20 protein-coding genes are annotated in these 14,866 nt (G+C 69.0%); 8 read left to right on the top strand and 12 right to left on the bottom strand.

Annotation, left to right across the window (positions count from 1 at the left end):
- The first annotated feature begins 15 nt into the window (after positions 1–15).
- The 4 genes from J3S89_RS04955 to J3S89_RS04940 all read left to right on the top strand — a co-directional run bounded on the left by J3S89_RS04955 (position 16) and on the right by J3S89_RS04940 (position 2,902).
- On the top strand, positions 16–876 hold the full coding sequence (locus tag J3S89_RS04955) for a cytochrome c1 (protein WP_230489264.1): 861 nt from the start codon (positions 16–18) through the stop codon (positions 874–876).
- A gap of 159 nt (positions 877–1,035) precedes the next feature.
- Positions 1,036–1,917, top strand: coding sequence for an S-methyl-5'-thioadenosine phosphorylase (locus J3S89_RS04950; protein ID WP_217926368.1), 882 nt, complete (start codon positions 1,036–1,038; stop codon positions 1,915–1,917).
- On the top strand, positions 1,914–2,375 hold the full coding sequence (locus J3S89_RS04945; protein WP_217926367.1) for an SAM-dependent methyltransferase: 462 nt from the start codon (positions 1,914–1,916) through the stop codon (positions 2,373–2,375). Before J3S89_RS04950 ends, J3S89_RS04945 begins: the two co-directional genes overlap by 4 nt.
- Positions 2,375–2,902: an adenine phosphoribosyltransferase gene (locus J3S89_RS04940; protein WP_217926366.1), complete on the top strand. Its 528-nt coding sequence runs from the start codon at positions 2,375–2,377 to the stop codon at positions 2,900–2,902. Before J3S89_RS04945 ends, J3S89_RS04940 begins: the two co-directional genes overlap by 1 nt.
- 27 nt (positions 2,903–2,929) lie before the next feature.
- Here J3S89_RS04940 and J3S89_RS04935 read toward each other — a convergent pair whose 3' ends face one another.
- Together J3S89_RS04935 and epmA are read right to left on the bottom strand one after the other, a co-directional pair.
- Positions 2,930–3,949, bottom strand: a complete 1,020-nt coding sequence (locus J3S89_RS04935; RefSeq protein WP_217926365.1) for a cation diffusion facilitator family transporter — start codon at positions 3,947–3,949, stop codon at positions 2,930–2,932.
- A gap of 84 nt (positions 3,950–4,033) precedes the next feature.
- Positions 4,034–5,080, bottom strand: a complete 1,047-nt coding sequence (gene epmA, locus J3S89_RS04930; RefSeq protein WP_217926364.1) for an EF-P lysine aminoacylase EpmA — start codon at positions 5,078–5,080, stop codon at positions 4,034–4,036.
- Between the two features lie 108 nt (positions 5,081–5,188).
- On the opposite strand from epmA, the gene efp reads away from it, so the two are divergent.
- A complete protein-coding gene (efp, locus tag J3S89_RS04925; RefSeq protein ID WP_217926363.1) occupies positions 5,189–5,755 on the top strand; it encodes an elongation factor P in 567 nt (188 codons plus the stop codon).
- 257 nt (positions 5,756–6,012) lie between these two features.
- Here efp and J3S89_RS04920 read toward each other — a convergent pair whose 3' ends face one another.
- A complete protein-coding gene (locus J3S89_RS04920) occupies positions 6,013–6,933 on the bottom strand; it encodes a pirin family protein (protein WP_217926362.1) in 921 nt (306 codons plus the stop codon).
- A gap of 95 nt (positions 6,934–7,028) precedes the next feature.
- A complete protein-coding gene (locus J3S89_RS04915; RefSeq protein ID WP_217926361.1) occupies positions 7,029–7,523 on the bottom strand; it encodes an RrF2 family transcriptional regulator in 495 nt (164 codons plus the stop codon).
- A gap of 114 nt (positions 7,524–7,637) precedes the next feature.
- Here J3S89_RS04915 and J3S89_RS04910 point away from each other — a divergent pair, with 114 nt between their 5' ends.
- Positions 7,638–8,093, top strand: a complete 456-nt coding sequence (locus J3S89_RS04910) for a carboxymuconolactone decarboxylase family protein (protein WP_217926360.1) — start codon at positions 7,638–7,640, stop codon at positions 8,091–8,093.
- A 3-nt stretch (positions 8,094–8,096) separates the two neighbouring features.
- On the opposite strand, the gene J3S89_RS04905 is transcribed toward J3S89_RS04910, so the two are convergent.
- Complete coding sequence (locus J3S89_RS04905; protein ID WP_217926359.1) at positions 8,097–8,579, bottom strand: MaoC family dehydratase; 483 nt, start codon at positions 8,577–8,579, stop codon at positions 8,097–8,099.
- Positions 8,576–9,034, bottom strand: a complete 459-nt coding sequence (locus tag J3S89_RS04900; protein ID WP_217926358.1) for a MaoC family dehydratase — start codon at positions 9,032–9,034, stop codon at positions 8,576–8,578. The genes J3S89_RS04905 and J3S89_RS04900 overlap by 4 nt, the downstream gene beginning before the upstream one ends.
- A gap of 69 nt (positions 9,035–9,103) precedes the next feature.
- On the opposite strand from J3S89_RS04900, the gene J3S89_RS04895 reads away from it, so the two are divergent.
- Positions 9,104–9,394: a DUF4282 domain-containing protein gene (locus tag J3S89_RS04895; protein WP_217926357.1), complete on the top strand. Its 291-nt coding sequence runs from the start codon at positions 9,104–9,106 to the stop codon at positions 9,392–9,394.
- Between the two features lie 41 nt (positions 9,395–9,435).
- Here J3S89_RS04895 and ychF read toward each other — a convergent pair whose 3' ends face one another.
- From ychF to J3S89_RS04865, 6 genes are all read right to left on the bottom strand, one after another.
- A complete protein-coding gene (gene ychF / locus J3S89_RS04890; protein ID WP_217926356.1) occupies positions 9,436–10,533 on the bottom strand; it encodes a redox-regulated ATPase YchF in 1,098 nt (365 codons plus the stop codon).
- Positions 10,534–10,566: 33 nt separating this feature from the next.
- The gene (gene infA, locus J3S89_RS04885) at positions 10,567–10,839 is read right to left on the bottom strand and encodes a translation initiation factor IF-1 (protein WP_217926355.1); all 273 of its coding nucleotides are present in this window, start codon (positions 10,837–10,839) and stop codon (positions 10,567–10,569) included.
- A 113-nt stretch (positions 10,840–10,952) separates the two neighbouring features.
- A complete protein-coding gene (locus tag J3S89_RS04880) occupies positions 10,953–11,162 on the bottom strand; it encodes a cold-shock protein (protein ID WP_217926354.1) in 210 nt (69 codons plus the stop codon).
- Positions 11,163–11,372: 210 nt separating this feature from the next.
- The gene (gene pth, locus J3S89_RS04875; protein ID WP_217926353.1) at positions 11,373–12,062 is read right to left on the bottom strand and encodes an aminoacyl-tRNA hydrolase; all 690 of its coding nucleotides are present in this window, start codon (positions 12,060–12,062) and stop codon (positions 11,373–11,375) included.
- Positions 12,063–12,094: 32 nt separating this feature from the next.
- Positions 12,095–12,706: a 50S ribosomal protein L25/general stress protein Ctc gene (locus J3S89_RS04870; protein WP_217926352.1), complete on the bottom strand. Its 612-nt coding sequence runs from the start codon at positions 12,704–12,706 to the stop codon at positions 12,095–12,097.
- 198 nt (positions 12,707–12,904) lie between these two features.
- Complete coding sequence (locus J3S89_RS04865; protein ID WP_217926351.1) at positions 12,905–13,927, bottom strand: alpha/beta hydrolase; 1,023 nt, start codon at positions 13,925–13,927, stop codon at positions 12,905–12,907.
- A gap of 158 nt (positions 13,928–14,085) precedes the next feature.
- Here J3S89_RS04865 and J3S89_RS04860 point away from each other — a divergent pair, with 158 nt between their 5' ends.
- On the top strand, positions 14,086–14,718 hold the full coding sequence (locus J3S89_RS04860; protein WP_217926350.1) for a glutathione S-transferase family protein: 633 nt from the start codon (positions 14,086–14,088) through the stop codon (positions 14,716–14,718).
- Positions 14,719–14,866 lie beyond the last annotated feature (148 nt).

Here is a 14,866-nt window from a genome sequence, read left to right as displayed (position 1 = left end):
TCGGGAGACACTGACATGACCATGATCCTTTCCGTCACCAAGATCGGTCGTGCGATGGGCGCCGCGGCGCTCGTCGCCGGCCTCGCCTTCGCCGCTCCGGCCTTCGCCAGCGAAGCCGGCGGGCCGGTCGTCGAGACGCAGTCCTGGTCCTTCGCCGGCCCGTTCGGCCGGTTCGACAAGGCTCAGCTGCAGCGCGGCTACAAGGTCTACAAGGAGGTCTGCTCGACCTGCCATTCGATGAACCTCGTCTCCTTCCGCAACCTCGCGGACGCCGGCGGACCGGGCTTCACCATGGACCAGGCGAAGGCGCTGGCCGCGACCATCAAGGTCAAGGACGGCCCCAACGACGCCGGCGAGATGTTCGAGCGCGACGGCCGTCCGTCCGATCGCTTCGCCGCGCCCTTCCCGAACGACGAGGCGGCCCGCGCCTCCTTCGGCGGCGCCCTGCCGCCGGATCTGTCGCTGATCGCCAAGGCGCGCGCCGTTCATCGCGGCGGCGCCTCGTTCCTCGGCGACCCCTTCACCCTCTATGCGGAAGCGGGTCCGGATTACGTCTACAACCTGCTGACCGGCTACGTCGAAGCGCCGCACGGCGTGACCTGCGACGGCGCGCTGCAGTACAACCAGTCGTTCATCGGCGGCACCTGCATCGCCATGCCGCCTCCGCTGACCGACGACATCGTCACCTATGACGACGGCACCAAGGGCACCGTTCAGAACTATGCCCGCGACGTCGCCGCCTTCCTGATGTGGACCGCCGAGCCCAAGCTCGAGGCGCGCAAGTCGACCGGCCTCAAGGTGATGATGTTCCTCATCGTCTTCGCCGGCCTGCTCTATCTGACCAAGCGCAAGGTCTGGTCGAGCGTCGCTCACTGAGCGGTTCGACACCGACGACGGCGAGGGCTTCCGGGTGACCGGGAGCCCTTCGCGTTTCGTGGGTCTTTCGCGGCGCCGACGGGGCGGACTGCGTGCTTCCCGGATTGCATTGCGACGCGGAATGGGGACACTCGCAGCACGCGACCGGAGAGGTGAATCATGACGGCATCGGTGATCGGGGTGATCGGCGGTTCGGGGCTCTACGACCTGCCGGGGCTGACCAATGCCGAGTGGATGACCGTGTCGAGCCCGTGGGGGACGCCGTCGGACGATCTCCTGATCGGCGAGATCGGCGGCAAGACGCTGGTGTTCCTGCCGCGTCACGGGCGCGGCCACCGGATCCCGCCCTCCGAGATCGACTATCGCGCCAACATCGACGCGATGAAGCGGGCCGGGGTGACCGACATCGTCTCGGTGTCGGCGGTCGGCAGCTACCGGGAGGATCTGCCGCCGGGCACCTTCGTGCTGATCGACCAGTTCGTCGATCGCACCGTGAAGCGCGAGTCGAGCTTCTTCGGCGCGGGCTGCGTCGCCCATGTCGGCTTCGGCCACCCGGTCAGCCCGGGGTTGATGGATCGGCTCGAGGCGGCGGCGACGGCGGAAGCGATCCCGCATCGGCGCGGCGGCACCTACGTCTGCATGGAGGGGCCGCAGTTCTCCACACTCGCGGAGAGCCTCTGGTACAAGTCGGCCGGGTTCGACGTGATCGGCATGACCAACATGCCCGAGGCGAAGCTGGCGCGCGAGGCGGAGATCCCCTACGCGACCGTCGCCATGGTCACCGACTTCGATTGCTGGCACCAGGACCACGACCACGTCGACGTCGCCGCCGTGATCAAGGTGGTGCACGACAATGCCGACAAGGCACGGCGGCTGGTGGCGCGTTTCGCCCAGGACTTCCCCGTCGAGCATCCGGCCTGTCCGATCGGCTCGGACCACGCGCTCGACCACGCGATCATGACGGCGCGCGACGCGCGCGACCCGCTGCTGCTCGCCAAGCTCGACGCGGTCGCCGGGCGGGTTCTGGGGGCGCGCCCATGAGCCGTCTCGAACTCGACGTGGTGGCGCGGGTGCGCGGCGGCCGCGCCGAGGCGACCGACGACGACTGGGGTACGGTCGAGGCGGAGATCGTGCTCGATCCCGCCTTTCCGGTCTCGGCGCTGGCCGGGCTCGATCAATTCTCCCACGCGCTGATCGTCTTTCACTTCGACATGATCGATCCGGAGGCGATCGTCGTCGGGGCGCGGCGGCCGCGCGGGCGCGCGGATTGGCCGGAGGTCGGCATCTTCGCGCAGCGCGGCAGCCCGCGGCCGAACCGGCTCGGGGTGACGACGGTGGAGATCCTCGGGGTCGAGGGCGGGGTCGTGCGGGTGCGCGGGCTCGACGCCATCGACGGCACGCCGGTGGTCGACATCAAGCCGGTGATGAGCGGCTTCGAGCCGCGAGGGGTCCTCCGCGAGCCGGATTGGGCCAGAGAAATCATGAAGGACTACTGGTGATGAACCTGCGCGACACGATTCGCTCGATCCCCGACTATCCCAAGCCCGGGATCATGTTCCGCGACATCACCACGCTGCTCGGCAATCCCCGCGCCTTCCGCCGCGCCGTCGACGAGCTGGTTCAGCCTTTCGCGGGCGAGAAGATCGAGAAGGTGGCGGGGATGGAGGCGCGTGGCTTCATCCTCGGCGGCGCCGTGGCGCATCAGCTCTCGGCCGGTTTCGTGCCGATCCGCAAGAAGGGCAAGCTGCCGCACGAGGTGGTGTCGATCGCCTACAGCCTCGAATACGGCGTCGATCAGATGGAGGTCCATCGCGACGCCGTTCTCGAGGGCGAGAAGGTGGTGCTGGTCGACGACCTCATCGCCACCGGCGGCACCGCCTGCGCCGCCGTGCAGCTTCTGCGCAATCTCGGCGCCGACGTGGTGGCGACCTGTTTCGTGATCGACCTTCCGGATCTCGGCGGTGCTTCGAGACTGCGCGCGATGAACGTGCCGGTGCGCTCGCTGGTGTCGTTCGAAGGGCATTGAGGCGCGCCGGCCGGTCCCGGCCGGGCGTCACAACACCGCGTCGGGGACCAGACGGCACCAGGCGCCGTCGCCGGTCTCGATCTGCAGTGTCATGTGGCCGATGTCGAAACGGTGCTCCAGCATCTCGGACGCGGTGTGCAGGAAATCGTCACCGGGCGCGCCGTCGGGCATCACCAGATGGGCGGTCAGCGCCACCTCGGTGGTCGACATCGCCCAGATGTGGAGATCGTGCAGGGCGACGACGCCGGGGAGGCTCGCGAGCGCGGCGCGGACCTCGGCGGGGTCGATCGCGGCGGGGACGCCGGCGACGGAGAGGGCGGAGCTCTCGCGCAGGAGCCCCCAGGTGCCCCAGACGACGACGGCGACGACGATCAGCGAGACGATCGGGTCGATCGCGATCCAGCCGGTCGCCCAGACCGCGAGGCCGGCGACGACGACGCCGGCCGAGATCAGCGCGTCGGTCAGCATGTGCAGATAGGCGCCGCGGATGTTGAGGTCGCCCTTGGAGCCGCCGGCAAAGAGCCATGCGGTGACGCCGTTGACGAGGATGCCGATGCCGGCGACGACGATCATGGTGAGGCCGGAGACCGGCTCGGGGCTGAACAGGCGCTGCACCGCCTCGAGCGCGATGGCGCCGACCGCCAGCATCAGGAAGACCGCGTTGAACAGCGCCGCCATGATCGAGGATCCGGCGAAGCCGTAGGTGAAGCGCGGGCTCGGGGCGCGGCGGGTGGCGCGATCGGCGACCCAGGCGACGATGAGCGCCAGCACGTCGGAGAGATTGTGGCCGGCGTCGGCGAGCAGTGCCATCGAATTGGCGGCGACGCCGAATCCGGCCTCGATCACCACGAAGCCGGTGTTGAGCGCGATGCCGACGGCGAAGGCGCGGCCGAAGTCGACGGGCGCATGGACATGGCCGAGACCGCCATGGGCGTGGCCGTGATGATCATGGTGACCGTGATCATGGTCGTGGTCGTGGTCGTGCCCGTGTCCCTGGCACTGGGCGGGGCCGTGATCGTGATCGTGGGAATGGGTGTCGCCGCTCATTGCGCCTCGGTCCTTCGCATGTGCGAGGGAGAGTGGCCCGAGACGCGGGCGGATACAATTACAGTCGTGCCCGCACCATGGGCGTCACGGGACCGGCGTCCACAGGATGTCGGCGAGGCGCGGGACGCCGGTCGCCAGCATGACGAGGCGATCGAAGCCGAGGGCGATGCCGCTGGTCGGCGGCATATGGGCGAGCGCCGCCAGCAGGTCCTCGTCGAGGGGATAGCGCTCGCCATAGAGACGCTCCTTCTCGTCCATCTCGATCCGGAAGCGGCGGCGCTGCTCGACCGGGTCGGTCAGTTCGCCGAAGGCATTGGCGAGTTCGACGCCGCAGGCCCACAGTTCGAAGCGTTCGGCGACGCGCGAGTCGTGCGGGCAGGGGCGGGCGAGGGCGGCCTCGCGGGACGGGTATTCCATCAGGATCGCCGGGCGGCCGTCGCCGAGACGCGGCTCGACGTGCTCCGCGAGGAGGCGTGAGAAGACGTCCGACCACGTGTCGTCGTCGGCGACGCGGAGCCCGAGCGCGCGCGCGGCGGCGGCGAGGCGGTCGCGGTCGGGTTCGGCGGTGGGGTCGGGCGGGATCGTCGCCAGCAGGTCTACGCCGGCGAAGCGGTCGAAGGCCTCGGCGACGGTGATCCGCTCGGGGGCGAGGCGAGGATCGCAGGCGCGGGCGCGGTGGCGGAAGTCGCGCGCGCCCACGGTGTCGGCGGCGAGCGCCAGCAGGGCGGCGCAATCCTCCATCAAGGTCTCGTAGGGGGCGCCGGCGCGATACCATTCGAGCATGGTGAATTCGAGCGCATGGGTCGGTCCGCCCTCGCGATTGCGCCAGACGCGGGCGAAATCGAAGATCTTCGTCTCGCCGGCGGCGATCAGCTTCTTCATGGCGAATTCGGGGGAGGTGTGGAGATAGCGCGTGCGCGGGGCACCGTCGTCGCCGATCGCGGTGACCTCGAAGGCGTGGAGATGGGTCTCGTTGCCGGGGGAGATCTGGAGCGCGGTGGTCTCGACCTCGGTGAAGCCGTCGGCCTCGAGATGGGCGCGGAAGGCGCGTTTGACGGCGTTGCGGGCGAGGAGAGCGGGCCGACGATCGGCGTGGCGGTCGCGGTCCCACCAGGGATCGGCGGTTTTCATGACTTTTTGCTTTCCTCGAGGCGTCAGACGTGAGACAGGAGACCCGACAACGCGCGGCCCGCCGGGTCGGCGCGCGCTCTTATTCGTTTCGATAGAGGTCCGGTCTCCATGAGAGTCAATGCTCAGAATCTCCGCAAGGGCAACGTCGTCGAGATGGACGGCAAGCTCTACGTCGTTCTTTCGGCCGAAAGCTTCCATCCGGGTAAGGGTACGCCGACCACCCAGATCGACATGCGCCGCATTTCCGACGGGGTGAAGGTGTCCGAGCGTTGGAAGACCACGGAGCAGGTCGAGCGCGCCATGCTCGACGAGCGTGCCTACGCCTATCTCTACAACGACGACGAAGGCTTCCACTTCATGAACAAGGAGAACTACGACCAGATCGTGGTTCCCAAGGACGTGGTGGGCGATCTCTCGGCCTATCTCCAGGAAGACATGGAGTGCCAGGTCGCGGTCTATCAGGACGTTCCGGTGTCGATCGAGATCCCGGCCCGCGTCACCCTCGAGATCGTCGAGACCGAGCCGGTGACCAAGGGCCAGACCGCCTCGTCGTCCTACAAGCCGGCGATCCTGTCGAACGGCGTCAAGACCGCCGTGCCGCCGCATGTCGGCGTCGGCACCCGCGTGGTCGTCATGACCGCCGACGGCTCCTACGTCGAACGCGCCAAGGACTGAGCGTGTGGGCGGCCGATCCGCCCCGCCCTCCTGCGACGAGAGATGGAGAACCCGGCCGTGAGGCCGGGTTTTTTCGTGTGGAGAAGGAGTGCCGGGGCTTCGCCCTTCGAGGCTCGCTCCGCTCGCGCCTCAGGGTGAAGCCGAACGGGTGGCGGGGCGGCAGGGCGACGGGGCGACGCCTCGTGAGGCTTCATGGTGAGGGGACCGACCGCAGGTCGGCCCTCGAACCATGAGCGAGGGACGGATGCGCCCACGCCTCACCCTTTCCACACGACGCCGGGCGGGTCGGGCGGCAGCGGGATGAATTCGGTCTCGCCGGGGACGCCCTGGAATCTCCCGGCGCGCCAGTCGGCCTTGGCCGCCTCGATGCGGTCCTTGGACGAGGAGATGAAGTTCCAATAGAGGAAGCGCCGTTCCGGGAAGGGTTCGCCGCCGACGACGGCGAAGCGGGCCGGGGTCTCGGCGCGCAGGACGATCTCGGCGCCGGGACGCAGCACCACCAGACGGCCGGGCTCGAACGCCCCCTCCTCACCCTCGACCGAGACGGTGCCGGAGACGGTGTAGATCGCCCGTTCCGGCATCTCGGCGGGGAGCGCGAAGCGGGCGCCGGCCTCGAGGGTGACGTCGAGCTGCATCAGGGGCGAGAGCGTGGGTACCGGCGAGACGCGGCCGAAGGCGGTGCCGGCGACGAGGGTCGCGCTCACGCCGTCGCCGTCGAGCCGGGGGAGCGCCTCGGCGGCGACGTGATGGAAGCTCGGTTCGATCTCCTCGCGGTCGCGCGGCAGGGCGATCCACAATTGCAGCCCCGACAGGCGACCGCCGTGGGGGCGGCTCTCCTCGGGCGTGCGCTCGGAATGGACGATGCCGCGGCCGGCGGTCATCCAATTGACCGCGCCGGGGCGGATCACCTCGACGGCGCCGGTGGAATCTCTGTGGCGGATCTCGCCCTCGAACAGCCAGGTCAGGGTCGAGAGGCCGATGTGGGGATGGGGGCGGACGTCCTGGCCGTGGCCGGGGGCGAGCGCCACCGGGCCCATCTGGTCGAGGAAGACGAAGGGGCCGACCATGCGGCGCTCGACCGTCGGCAGGGCGCGGCGCACCTCGAACCCGTCGCCGAGATCGTGGAGACGGGGCAGGACGACCTTCTCGATCGGGGGCAGGGCGGCGGTGGCGGTCATCGGGCTCTCCTCTTCTCGGGAGAAGATGGCGCATTCGCGCCGGCAGACCAGTCGCCGAACGAGAAACGATGTGTTCGGCGAGGGCCGAGGCGCGGTCAGCGCTGCGCCTTCTCGACGTGGCCGGCGACGATGCGTCTGTTCTCCGGGTCGATCAGGCGCTCGCCGTCGGCGACCAGATCGGCCAGCGTCTGGGCGCGCAGCGCGTCGCGCCAGACCCGTTCGGCCGCCATCATGCGGGTCTTGATGAAGCAGTCCTGGCGCCAGACGGCGGGGTCCTGCGACTTGCCGGGACAGTTGCGGCGGATCTCGCGGCAGACGAAGGTCGGCTCGCGCCCGTCGATCGCCTCGACGACGTCGAGCAGCGACACCGCGACCGGCTCGCGGGTGAGGCGATAGCCGCCGCGCGGGCCGGCGACGGCCTCGATCAGACCGGCGGCGGTCAGTTCGCGCAGGTGCTTCAGAAGATAGCTCTCCGAGACGCCGTGGATCTCGGCGAGCGCCTTGCCCGGCAGGACGCGTCCGCGTTCGAGCCCCGCCAACACCAGGAGGCAGTGCAGCGCCGCCTCGACGCCGTCGCCGAGACGCCTCATGGCGGCGGCCTTCGCACGGATTTCGACGGACGGGCATTGTGTTTCATAATCATCGATATATTTTATCCATGATTCGACGCGACATCGCGTGCCGTCGACGAGAGGAGAACCGACATGAAGCGCAGACTGAACGTGGCCGAGGCCGCTCCCGAGCTCTACCGTGCGATCCGCGCCCTCGACGGTGCCGTGAAGGCGTCCGGCATCGATACGCGCCTGTTGCATCTCGTCAAGCTCAGAGCGTCGCAGATCAACGGCTGCGCCTATTGCGTCGATCTGCACGTCGCGGAATCGCTCGCCGCCGGCATCGACGCGCGGGTGTTGCATCTCGTCGCGACGTGGCGGGAATCGCCGCTCTTCGACGCGCGCGACCGGGCGGTGCTGGAATGGACCGAATGTGTCACCCGCCTCGCCGAGACCGGCGTGCCGGACGAAGCCTGGGAGGGGATCCGGGCGCATTTCTCGGACGAGGACATCGCCCGCCTGATCGTCGCGATCGGCACGATCAACATCTGGAACCGCGTCGCGGTCGCCTCGCGGATGCTGCATCCGGTCGACGGGCGGCTCGTGTGAGCGTCACTCGTCGCCGTGCGGCCGCCGCGGCCACATCACGTTGCCGGTGAAGTGGAACACCAGCTCGCCGTCGACGAAGCCCTCGTTGCGGGTGGTGAAGATGCCCCATTCGGGCCGGCTGACCGAGGGGCGGGCGCGCACCAGCGACGAGCGATAGCTCACCGTCTGGCCGGCGAGCACCGGCTTCAGCCATTTCATGTCGTCGAAGCCCGGGGAGGGGCCGGGCACCGGCACGATCTCGCCGCGCGCGGCACGGGCCTCCATCTCGCGGTTCTGATGGGCGATCCACAGCGCCATCCAGGCGCAGGCGACGTGCCAGCCGGAGGCCGCCAGACCGCCGAAGAGCGAGGCCTTGCCCGCCTCCTCGTCGAGGTGGAAGGGCTGCGGGTCGAAGTCGCGGGCGAAGGCGACGATCGCCTCGGCGGTGAAGGTGTGGGTGCCGAGATCGACCGCCCAGTCGGCGGGGATTTCCTCGAGATACATCATGCGGCCGCCCTCCGGCCCATCATCAGCGTCGAGCGCATCATCAGCACGAGGGCCCCGGCCTGATTGGTGACGTCGAAGCGGGCGCGGATCAGGCCCATGCGCGGGCGGCTGCCGGAGGCGCGGGTCTCGAGCACGTTCATCACGGCGGTGAGGCGGTCGCCGGCATGGACCGGCTTCAGCCATTTCAGCGTCTCGATGCCGGGCGAGCCGAGCGAGGCGGAGCCGGCGAGGAGGTTGTCGACGAAGAGGCGCATCAGGACGCAGCCCGAATGCCAGCCGGAGGCGGACAGCGCGCCGAGGAGCGAGGTGGCGCCGCCGACGTCGTCGAGATGCATCGGCTGCGGATCCCAGGCGCGTGCGAAGGCGACGATCGCCTCGCGGGTCATCTCATGGGAGCCGAGCGGGATCGCCTCGCCGGCGTGGAAGTCTTCGAACCATCGTGTCGTCTCGGCCATGGCGTCGACCGTCGCCCCCGTCCAAACTGTCGTCTCGCCGACCCGTTCGAATCGCGCGAGGACCCCTCGATGATCGCCGCCCTGTCGACGCTCGACACGCCCGTCGGACCGCTGCTCGTCCGTCCCTTCTACATCGCCGGCAGCGCGCTGGCTCTGCTTCTGGCGGGGATCGGCCTTCTGCTCGGCGTGGCGACCATGACCTGGTCGGTCCTGCTCGGCCTCTTCGTGATCGGCATCGGTGGGCTCACCGGCGTCACCGTGTTCCTCGGCGTCCGGCTGACGGCGGAGGCGGTGACGATCGTCTTCGCTCAACGCGCCGCCGGCGAGGCGATCGGGGCTCGGGTGTCGCGCACGGCGTGACGCGCGGAGGGCGAACCGCCGCGCGTCGCCGGGTCTTCGTCTCAGGCGTTGAAGCGGAACAGCAGGATGTCGCCGTCCTGGACGACGTATTCCTTGCCTTCGTCGCGGGCCTTGCCGGCTTCCTTGCACGCCGCCTCGCCACCGAGCCGGACGAAGTCGTCATAGGCGATGGTCTGGGCTCGAATGAAGCCGCGCTCGAAGTCGGAGTGGATCACGCCGGCGGCACCGGGGGCCTTCGTGCCCCTGGTGATCGTCCAGGCGCGGGTCTCCTTGGGGCCGACCGTGAAATAGGTGATCAGGCCGAGCAGGTCGTAGCCGGCGCGGATGAGGCGATCGAGGCCGGGCTCGTGGAGCCCCATGCCTTCGAGGAACTCGAGCTCCTCCTCGTCCGACAGCTGGGCGATCTCGGCCTCGATGGCGGCGGAGATGACCACCGACTTCGCGCCTTGCGCCTTCGCCATCGCCTCGACGGCGGCGGAATGGGCGTTGCCGGTCGCGGCGGCGGCCTCCTCGACGTTGCAGACGTAGAGGACCGGCTTGGAGGTGAGCAGCATCAGCCCGTCGAGCAGGGGCTTGTCCTCGTGCGAGACCTCGAGCAGGCGCACGGGCTTGCCGTCCTGGAGCAGCGCCAGCGCGGCTTCCATCACGGGCAGGACCAGCTTGGCGTCGCGATCGCCGCCGGCGGCCTTCTTGCGGGTCGCCACCACGCGGCGCTCGAGGCTGTCGAGGTCGGAGAGCATCAGCTCGGTCTCGACGGTCTCGGCGTCGGCGACCGGATCGACCCGGCCCTCGACGTGGGTGACGTCACCATCCTCGAAGCAACGCAGCACGTGGACGATGGCATCGACCTCGCGGATGTTGGCGAGGAACTGGTTCCCGAGCCCTTCACCCTTGGAGGCGCCGCGCACCAGGCCGGCGATGTCGACGAAGGTGATGCGGGTCGGGACGATCTGCGCCGACTTGCCGATCTTGGCGATCGCGTCCATGCGGGGATCGGGCACGCCCACCTCGCCGGTGTTCGGCTCGATGGTGCAGAAGGGATAGTTGGCGGCCTGGGCCGCGGCGGTCCGGGTCAACGCATTGAAGAGGGTCGACTTGCCGACGTTCGGCAGTCCGACGATGCCGCACTTGAAGCCCATGGGTCTCGTATCCGTCTCGAAGAAGGCCGGCCGTCAGCGGCGGCGGAACTGCTGCTGCGGCGGGCGCGGAGCGCCGTCGGGACGGACTTCGCGGTGACGGAACACCAGGCGGCCCTTCTCGAGATCGTAAGGCGACATCTCGACGGTGACACGATCGCCGGCCAGGGTCTTGATCCGGTTCTTCTTCATCTTGCCGGCAGTATAGGCGATGATCTCGTGACCGTTTTCGAGACGGACGCGGAACCGCGCGTCGGGCAGAATTTCGAGTACCAATCCCTCGAACTGAATCAATTCTTCCTTGGCCATGTGGCGTCGTTCCATCCAAATGGTTCGCTCGGGTGAGGCATATAGCCGAAATGCATCGGGCCGGAAACGGGGAAAGCCCGTGTTCCCGGCCCGAAATCGGCGATGTCGCGGCCTCAGACGGCGGCGAGATTGGCCGCGGCGGCCTTGCCGGAGCGACGGTCGGTCTCGATCTCGAAGGAGACCTTCTGACCTTCCATCAGCGAGCGCATGCCCGAACGCTCGACGGCGGAGATGTGGACGAACACGTCCTTGGAGCCGTCTTCCGGCTGGATGAAGCCGTAACCCTTGGATTCGTTGAAGAACTTGACAGTTCCGACCGGCATTGGAGAGTTTCCTTCTCGTCGTTTCATGTGCAGTCGAACGCGGCGCGACGAATCGTGCCCCGTTCGTTTCAGTCGAATTTTGGAGAGATCTGACGAGAGCACCCGAAATCGGCTTCGAGTGATATAGCCCAGCGTCCGGCCAAAGTCCGATGCCGAACCATACTCCTTCGAGGGGGGAACGGCAAGGATGGATCGGTTCGATCGCCGAGATCAGCGTTTCTTCTGTGCCAGAAGCCGGCGCAGGGTCTCGGCCATGGCGTTGCGGGCCGCCGGTTCGGGGCCGGGGCCGGTCGATTTCGGCGTGGCCGGGGTGGGTTTCGCCGGCGCCGACTTTTCGGCCGGCTTGCCGGCGATTCGGTTCATGAAGCCGGTGTCGTCGCTTTCGACGAGGAAGGTCGCGGCGTCGGCGACGTCGTCGAGGAGCGGCTCCAGCCACTCGCGATCGACCTTGGCGAAGTCGCCGAGCACGTGCGCCGTGACCCGTTCCTTCGAACCGGGATGGCCGATGCCGAGGCGGACGCGGCGATAATCGGGGCCGAGATGGGCGTGGATCGAGCGCAGGCCGTTGTGGCCGGCATGGCCGCCGCCGAGCTTGACGCGGATGCGGCCGGGATCGAGGTCGAGTTCGTCGTGGAAGACGACGATGTCCTTCGGCTCGATCTTGTAGAATTGGGCGCAGGCGGCGACGGAGCGGCCGCTCTCGTTCATGTAGGTCATCGGCTTCAGCGCGACGATCTTCTCCGATCCGATCACGCCTTCGCAGACCTCGCCCTGGAACTTGGCGCGCCAGGGGGAAAAGGAATGGCGGCGGACGATCGTGTCCACCGCCATGAATCCGATGTTGTGGCGATTCCGGGCGTAGTCCGCGCCGGGATTGCCGAGCCCCACGAAGAGAAGCATGGGCGAACCTCCGGCGCGTCGCGCTCGCGAAATCAGGCGGCCGGGGTCTCGGCGGCCTCGGCGGTCTCGGAGAAGCCGACCGGCGCGGTGATCGAGAGAACGGTGAAGTTCTTCTCGTGGACGACCGCTTCGACGCCCTTCGGCAGGACCACGTCCTCGATGTGGACGGAGGCGCCGATGTTGAGGGGGGCGACGTCGACGTCGATCGACTCCGGGATCGCGTCCGCGCGGCACTTGCACTCGATCTCGTGATGGACGATCGACAGGGCACCGCCACGCTTCAGGCCGACCGAAGCCTCCTGGTTCACGGCATGGACCGGAACGAAGACGGTGACGATGGTCTCGTCGGAGATGCGCAGGAAGTCGACGTGGGTCAGCGTGTCCTTGACCACGTGCATGTGGTAATCCTTGGGGATCACGCGGATCTTCTCGGCGCCGACCACGATGGTGGCGACGGTGGTGAGGAAGCCGCCGGCGCGCAGGCGCTTGTCCGCCTCCTTGAAGGGGAGGGAGATCGCCAGCGGGGGCTTCTTGTCGCCGTAGATCACGGCGGGGACACGGCCTTCCAGACGCAGTGCACGAGCGGCCCCCTTGCCGACCCGTTCACGCACCGAGGCCTCGAGCTCGTAGGACTTGCGGCTCATGGGGTGCTTCCTTCTCGATGAAGATCAAAAGAAAAAGGCCGGTCGACCGGCCCTTTCGCCTCCCGCTCCCGGACCCTCACGGGCGCGTGGGCGGGGTCCCTCACGGTGCCTCCAGGGGTGTCGGCGTGTGGGAACGGGCGGGTTCCTAGCACCGAAGGGCACGAGGCGCAAGGATTTCCGCCCTTTTCGCCGCCGATCTCAGGGGACGGCGGCGGCGAGGAAGGCGTCGACGGCGCGCGTCTCCGCATTGGCCTCGCCGAGGTCGCGGTTGATCTCGCGATGGCTCTGCGGGGTGGCGAAGATCCGGGCGTCGCCGCCGCGCGCGCGGGCGGCGGCGGCGAAGGCGCGAGCCTGCGGGCAGGCGTCGTCGCGTCGGGTCGAGCAGATCAGCAGCATCGGCGCCGGACGCCCGCTCAGGCGATGGAGTGGCGAGACCTCGGTCCAGGCGGCCGGGTCGGTTCCGAAGGCGCGATCGTAGAGCCGCAGGTGGCGCGCCGTCATCAGCGCGGGTACGTCGTAGACGGCGCTGTCGAGGGCGACCGTGCCGCGCCAGGGCGCGGCGCCGAAGCGGCGGGCGAGGGCGGGATCGGCGGTGAGGAGGGCGACGAGATGGGCGCCGGCGGAGTGGCCCATCAGCACGAAGCGGCGCGGGTCGCCGCCCCATTCGGTCGCATGGCGTTGCGCGAAGGCGAGCGCGCGGGCGACGTCCTCGGCCTGGGTGGCGACATCGGCGGCGGGTAGGAGGCGGTAGTCGACGGAGATGAAGATCCAGCCCTGCGGCAGGAAATGCGCCACTTTGGCGTCGACGACGGCGTCGGCCTCCTTGTCGCCGATCGCCCAGGCGCCGCCGTGGACCATGAAGAGGACCGGCGCGCCGCGCGCCTCGGCGGGGCGGTAGACGTCGAGGCGTTGTTTCGGGTCGGGGCCGTAGGCGAGGTCGCGCAAGGGCGCGTCGGGCGCCGTCGTCCGCGACGGGGTCGCGTCGGCGGAGGCGAGGAGGGCCTCGCGGCAGCGGGTGGAGAGCGCGTCGAGCCGGGCGCGCAGGCAGGCGCGGACGGCGCCACCGCCGAGCGAGACGTCGCCGCAGAACGCGGCGCGATCGGCGCGGCAGGCGCGGGCGGTCTCGACGAGGCCGGCGGCGCCGGCGTTCGGCGCGGCGACGAGGAGCGCGAGGGCGCCGAGGGCGAGGAGGGAGCGCAGGCGAGACAGGGCGGGGAGCATGGGGCGATCCGTCGGTTCGAACGATCTCGAGATTGATATTCCACGAGAGGAACCCGCCGAGATTGCGGCGGCGAGACCGAATTCGTGGTGGTCGCCCTCTTGTTTGTGTTCGATGTTTGTTCCATTCTGCGCTCTCCGTTCCAGCGCAGGAGTCGCTCGTGTCCGATCGTCGCTTCACGCTCTTCCACGCCCCGCAGACGCGGTCCAGCTGCACGCTGCGGCTCGCCGAGGAAATGGGCCTTCCCTACGACCTCCACGTCCTCGATCTCGCCAAGGGCGAGCACAAGGCACCGGCCTATCTCGCCATCAATCCGATGGGCAAGGTGCCGGCGATCCGCCATGGCGAGGTGGTGGTGACGGAACAGGGCGCGATCGCGCTCTATCTCGGCGACCTCTTTCCGGAGACGGGGATGTGTCCGCAGCCGGGCGATCCCTTGCGCGGGTCGCTGCTGCGCTGGCTCTTCTTCTACGGCGACTGCGTCGAGCCGGCGGTGCTGCAGAAGGCGATGAAATGGGAGGCGCCCAAGGCCAGCATGGCCGGCTACGGCTCCTACGAGGACACGATGGCGGCGGTCGAGGGGCAGCTCGCGACCGGGCCGTGGTTCCTCGGCGAGAGCTTCACGATCGTCGACGGGGTCTTCGGGCCGGCGCTGACCTGGCTCACCGCCTTCGGCCTGGTGCCGGCGACGCCGGGGATCGCGGCCTATGTCGAGCGTTTCGCGGCGCGGCCGGCGGCGGCGAAGACCGCGGCGATCGACGCCGATCTCGCGGCGAAGCAGAAGGGGGGCTGACCGGCCGCCCGGGAGGGCGCGGCGGCTCGGGCTCGGCTCGTGACCTTCGGACGTGTCCTCGTCTCACGAGCGCCACGACCGGCCGGATGATGCCCGGTCGGCTCGCTTTCGGTCGCGACGTTTCGAAGCGGTCGAGACGTCGTGAGTT

Origin of the sequence: Pinisolibacter aquiterrae (genome assembly GCF_019160155.1) — a bacterium.
Lineage (GTDB): Bacteria > Pseudomonadota > Alphaproteobacteria > Rhizobiales > Ancalomicrobiaceae > Pinisolibacter > Pinisolibacter aquiterrae.
This window is presented reverse-complemented; position numbering and strand designations above follow the sequence as displayed.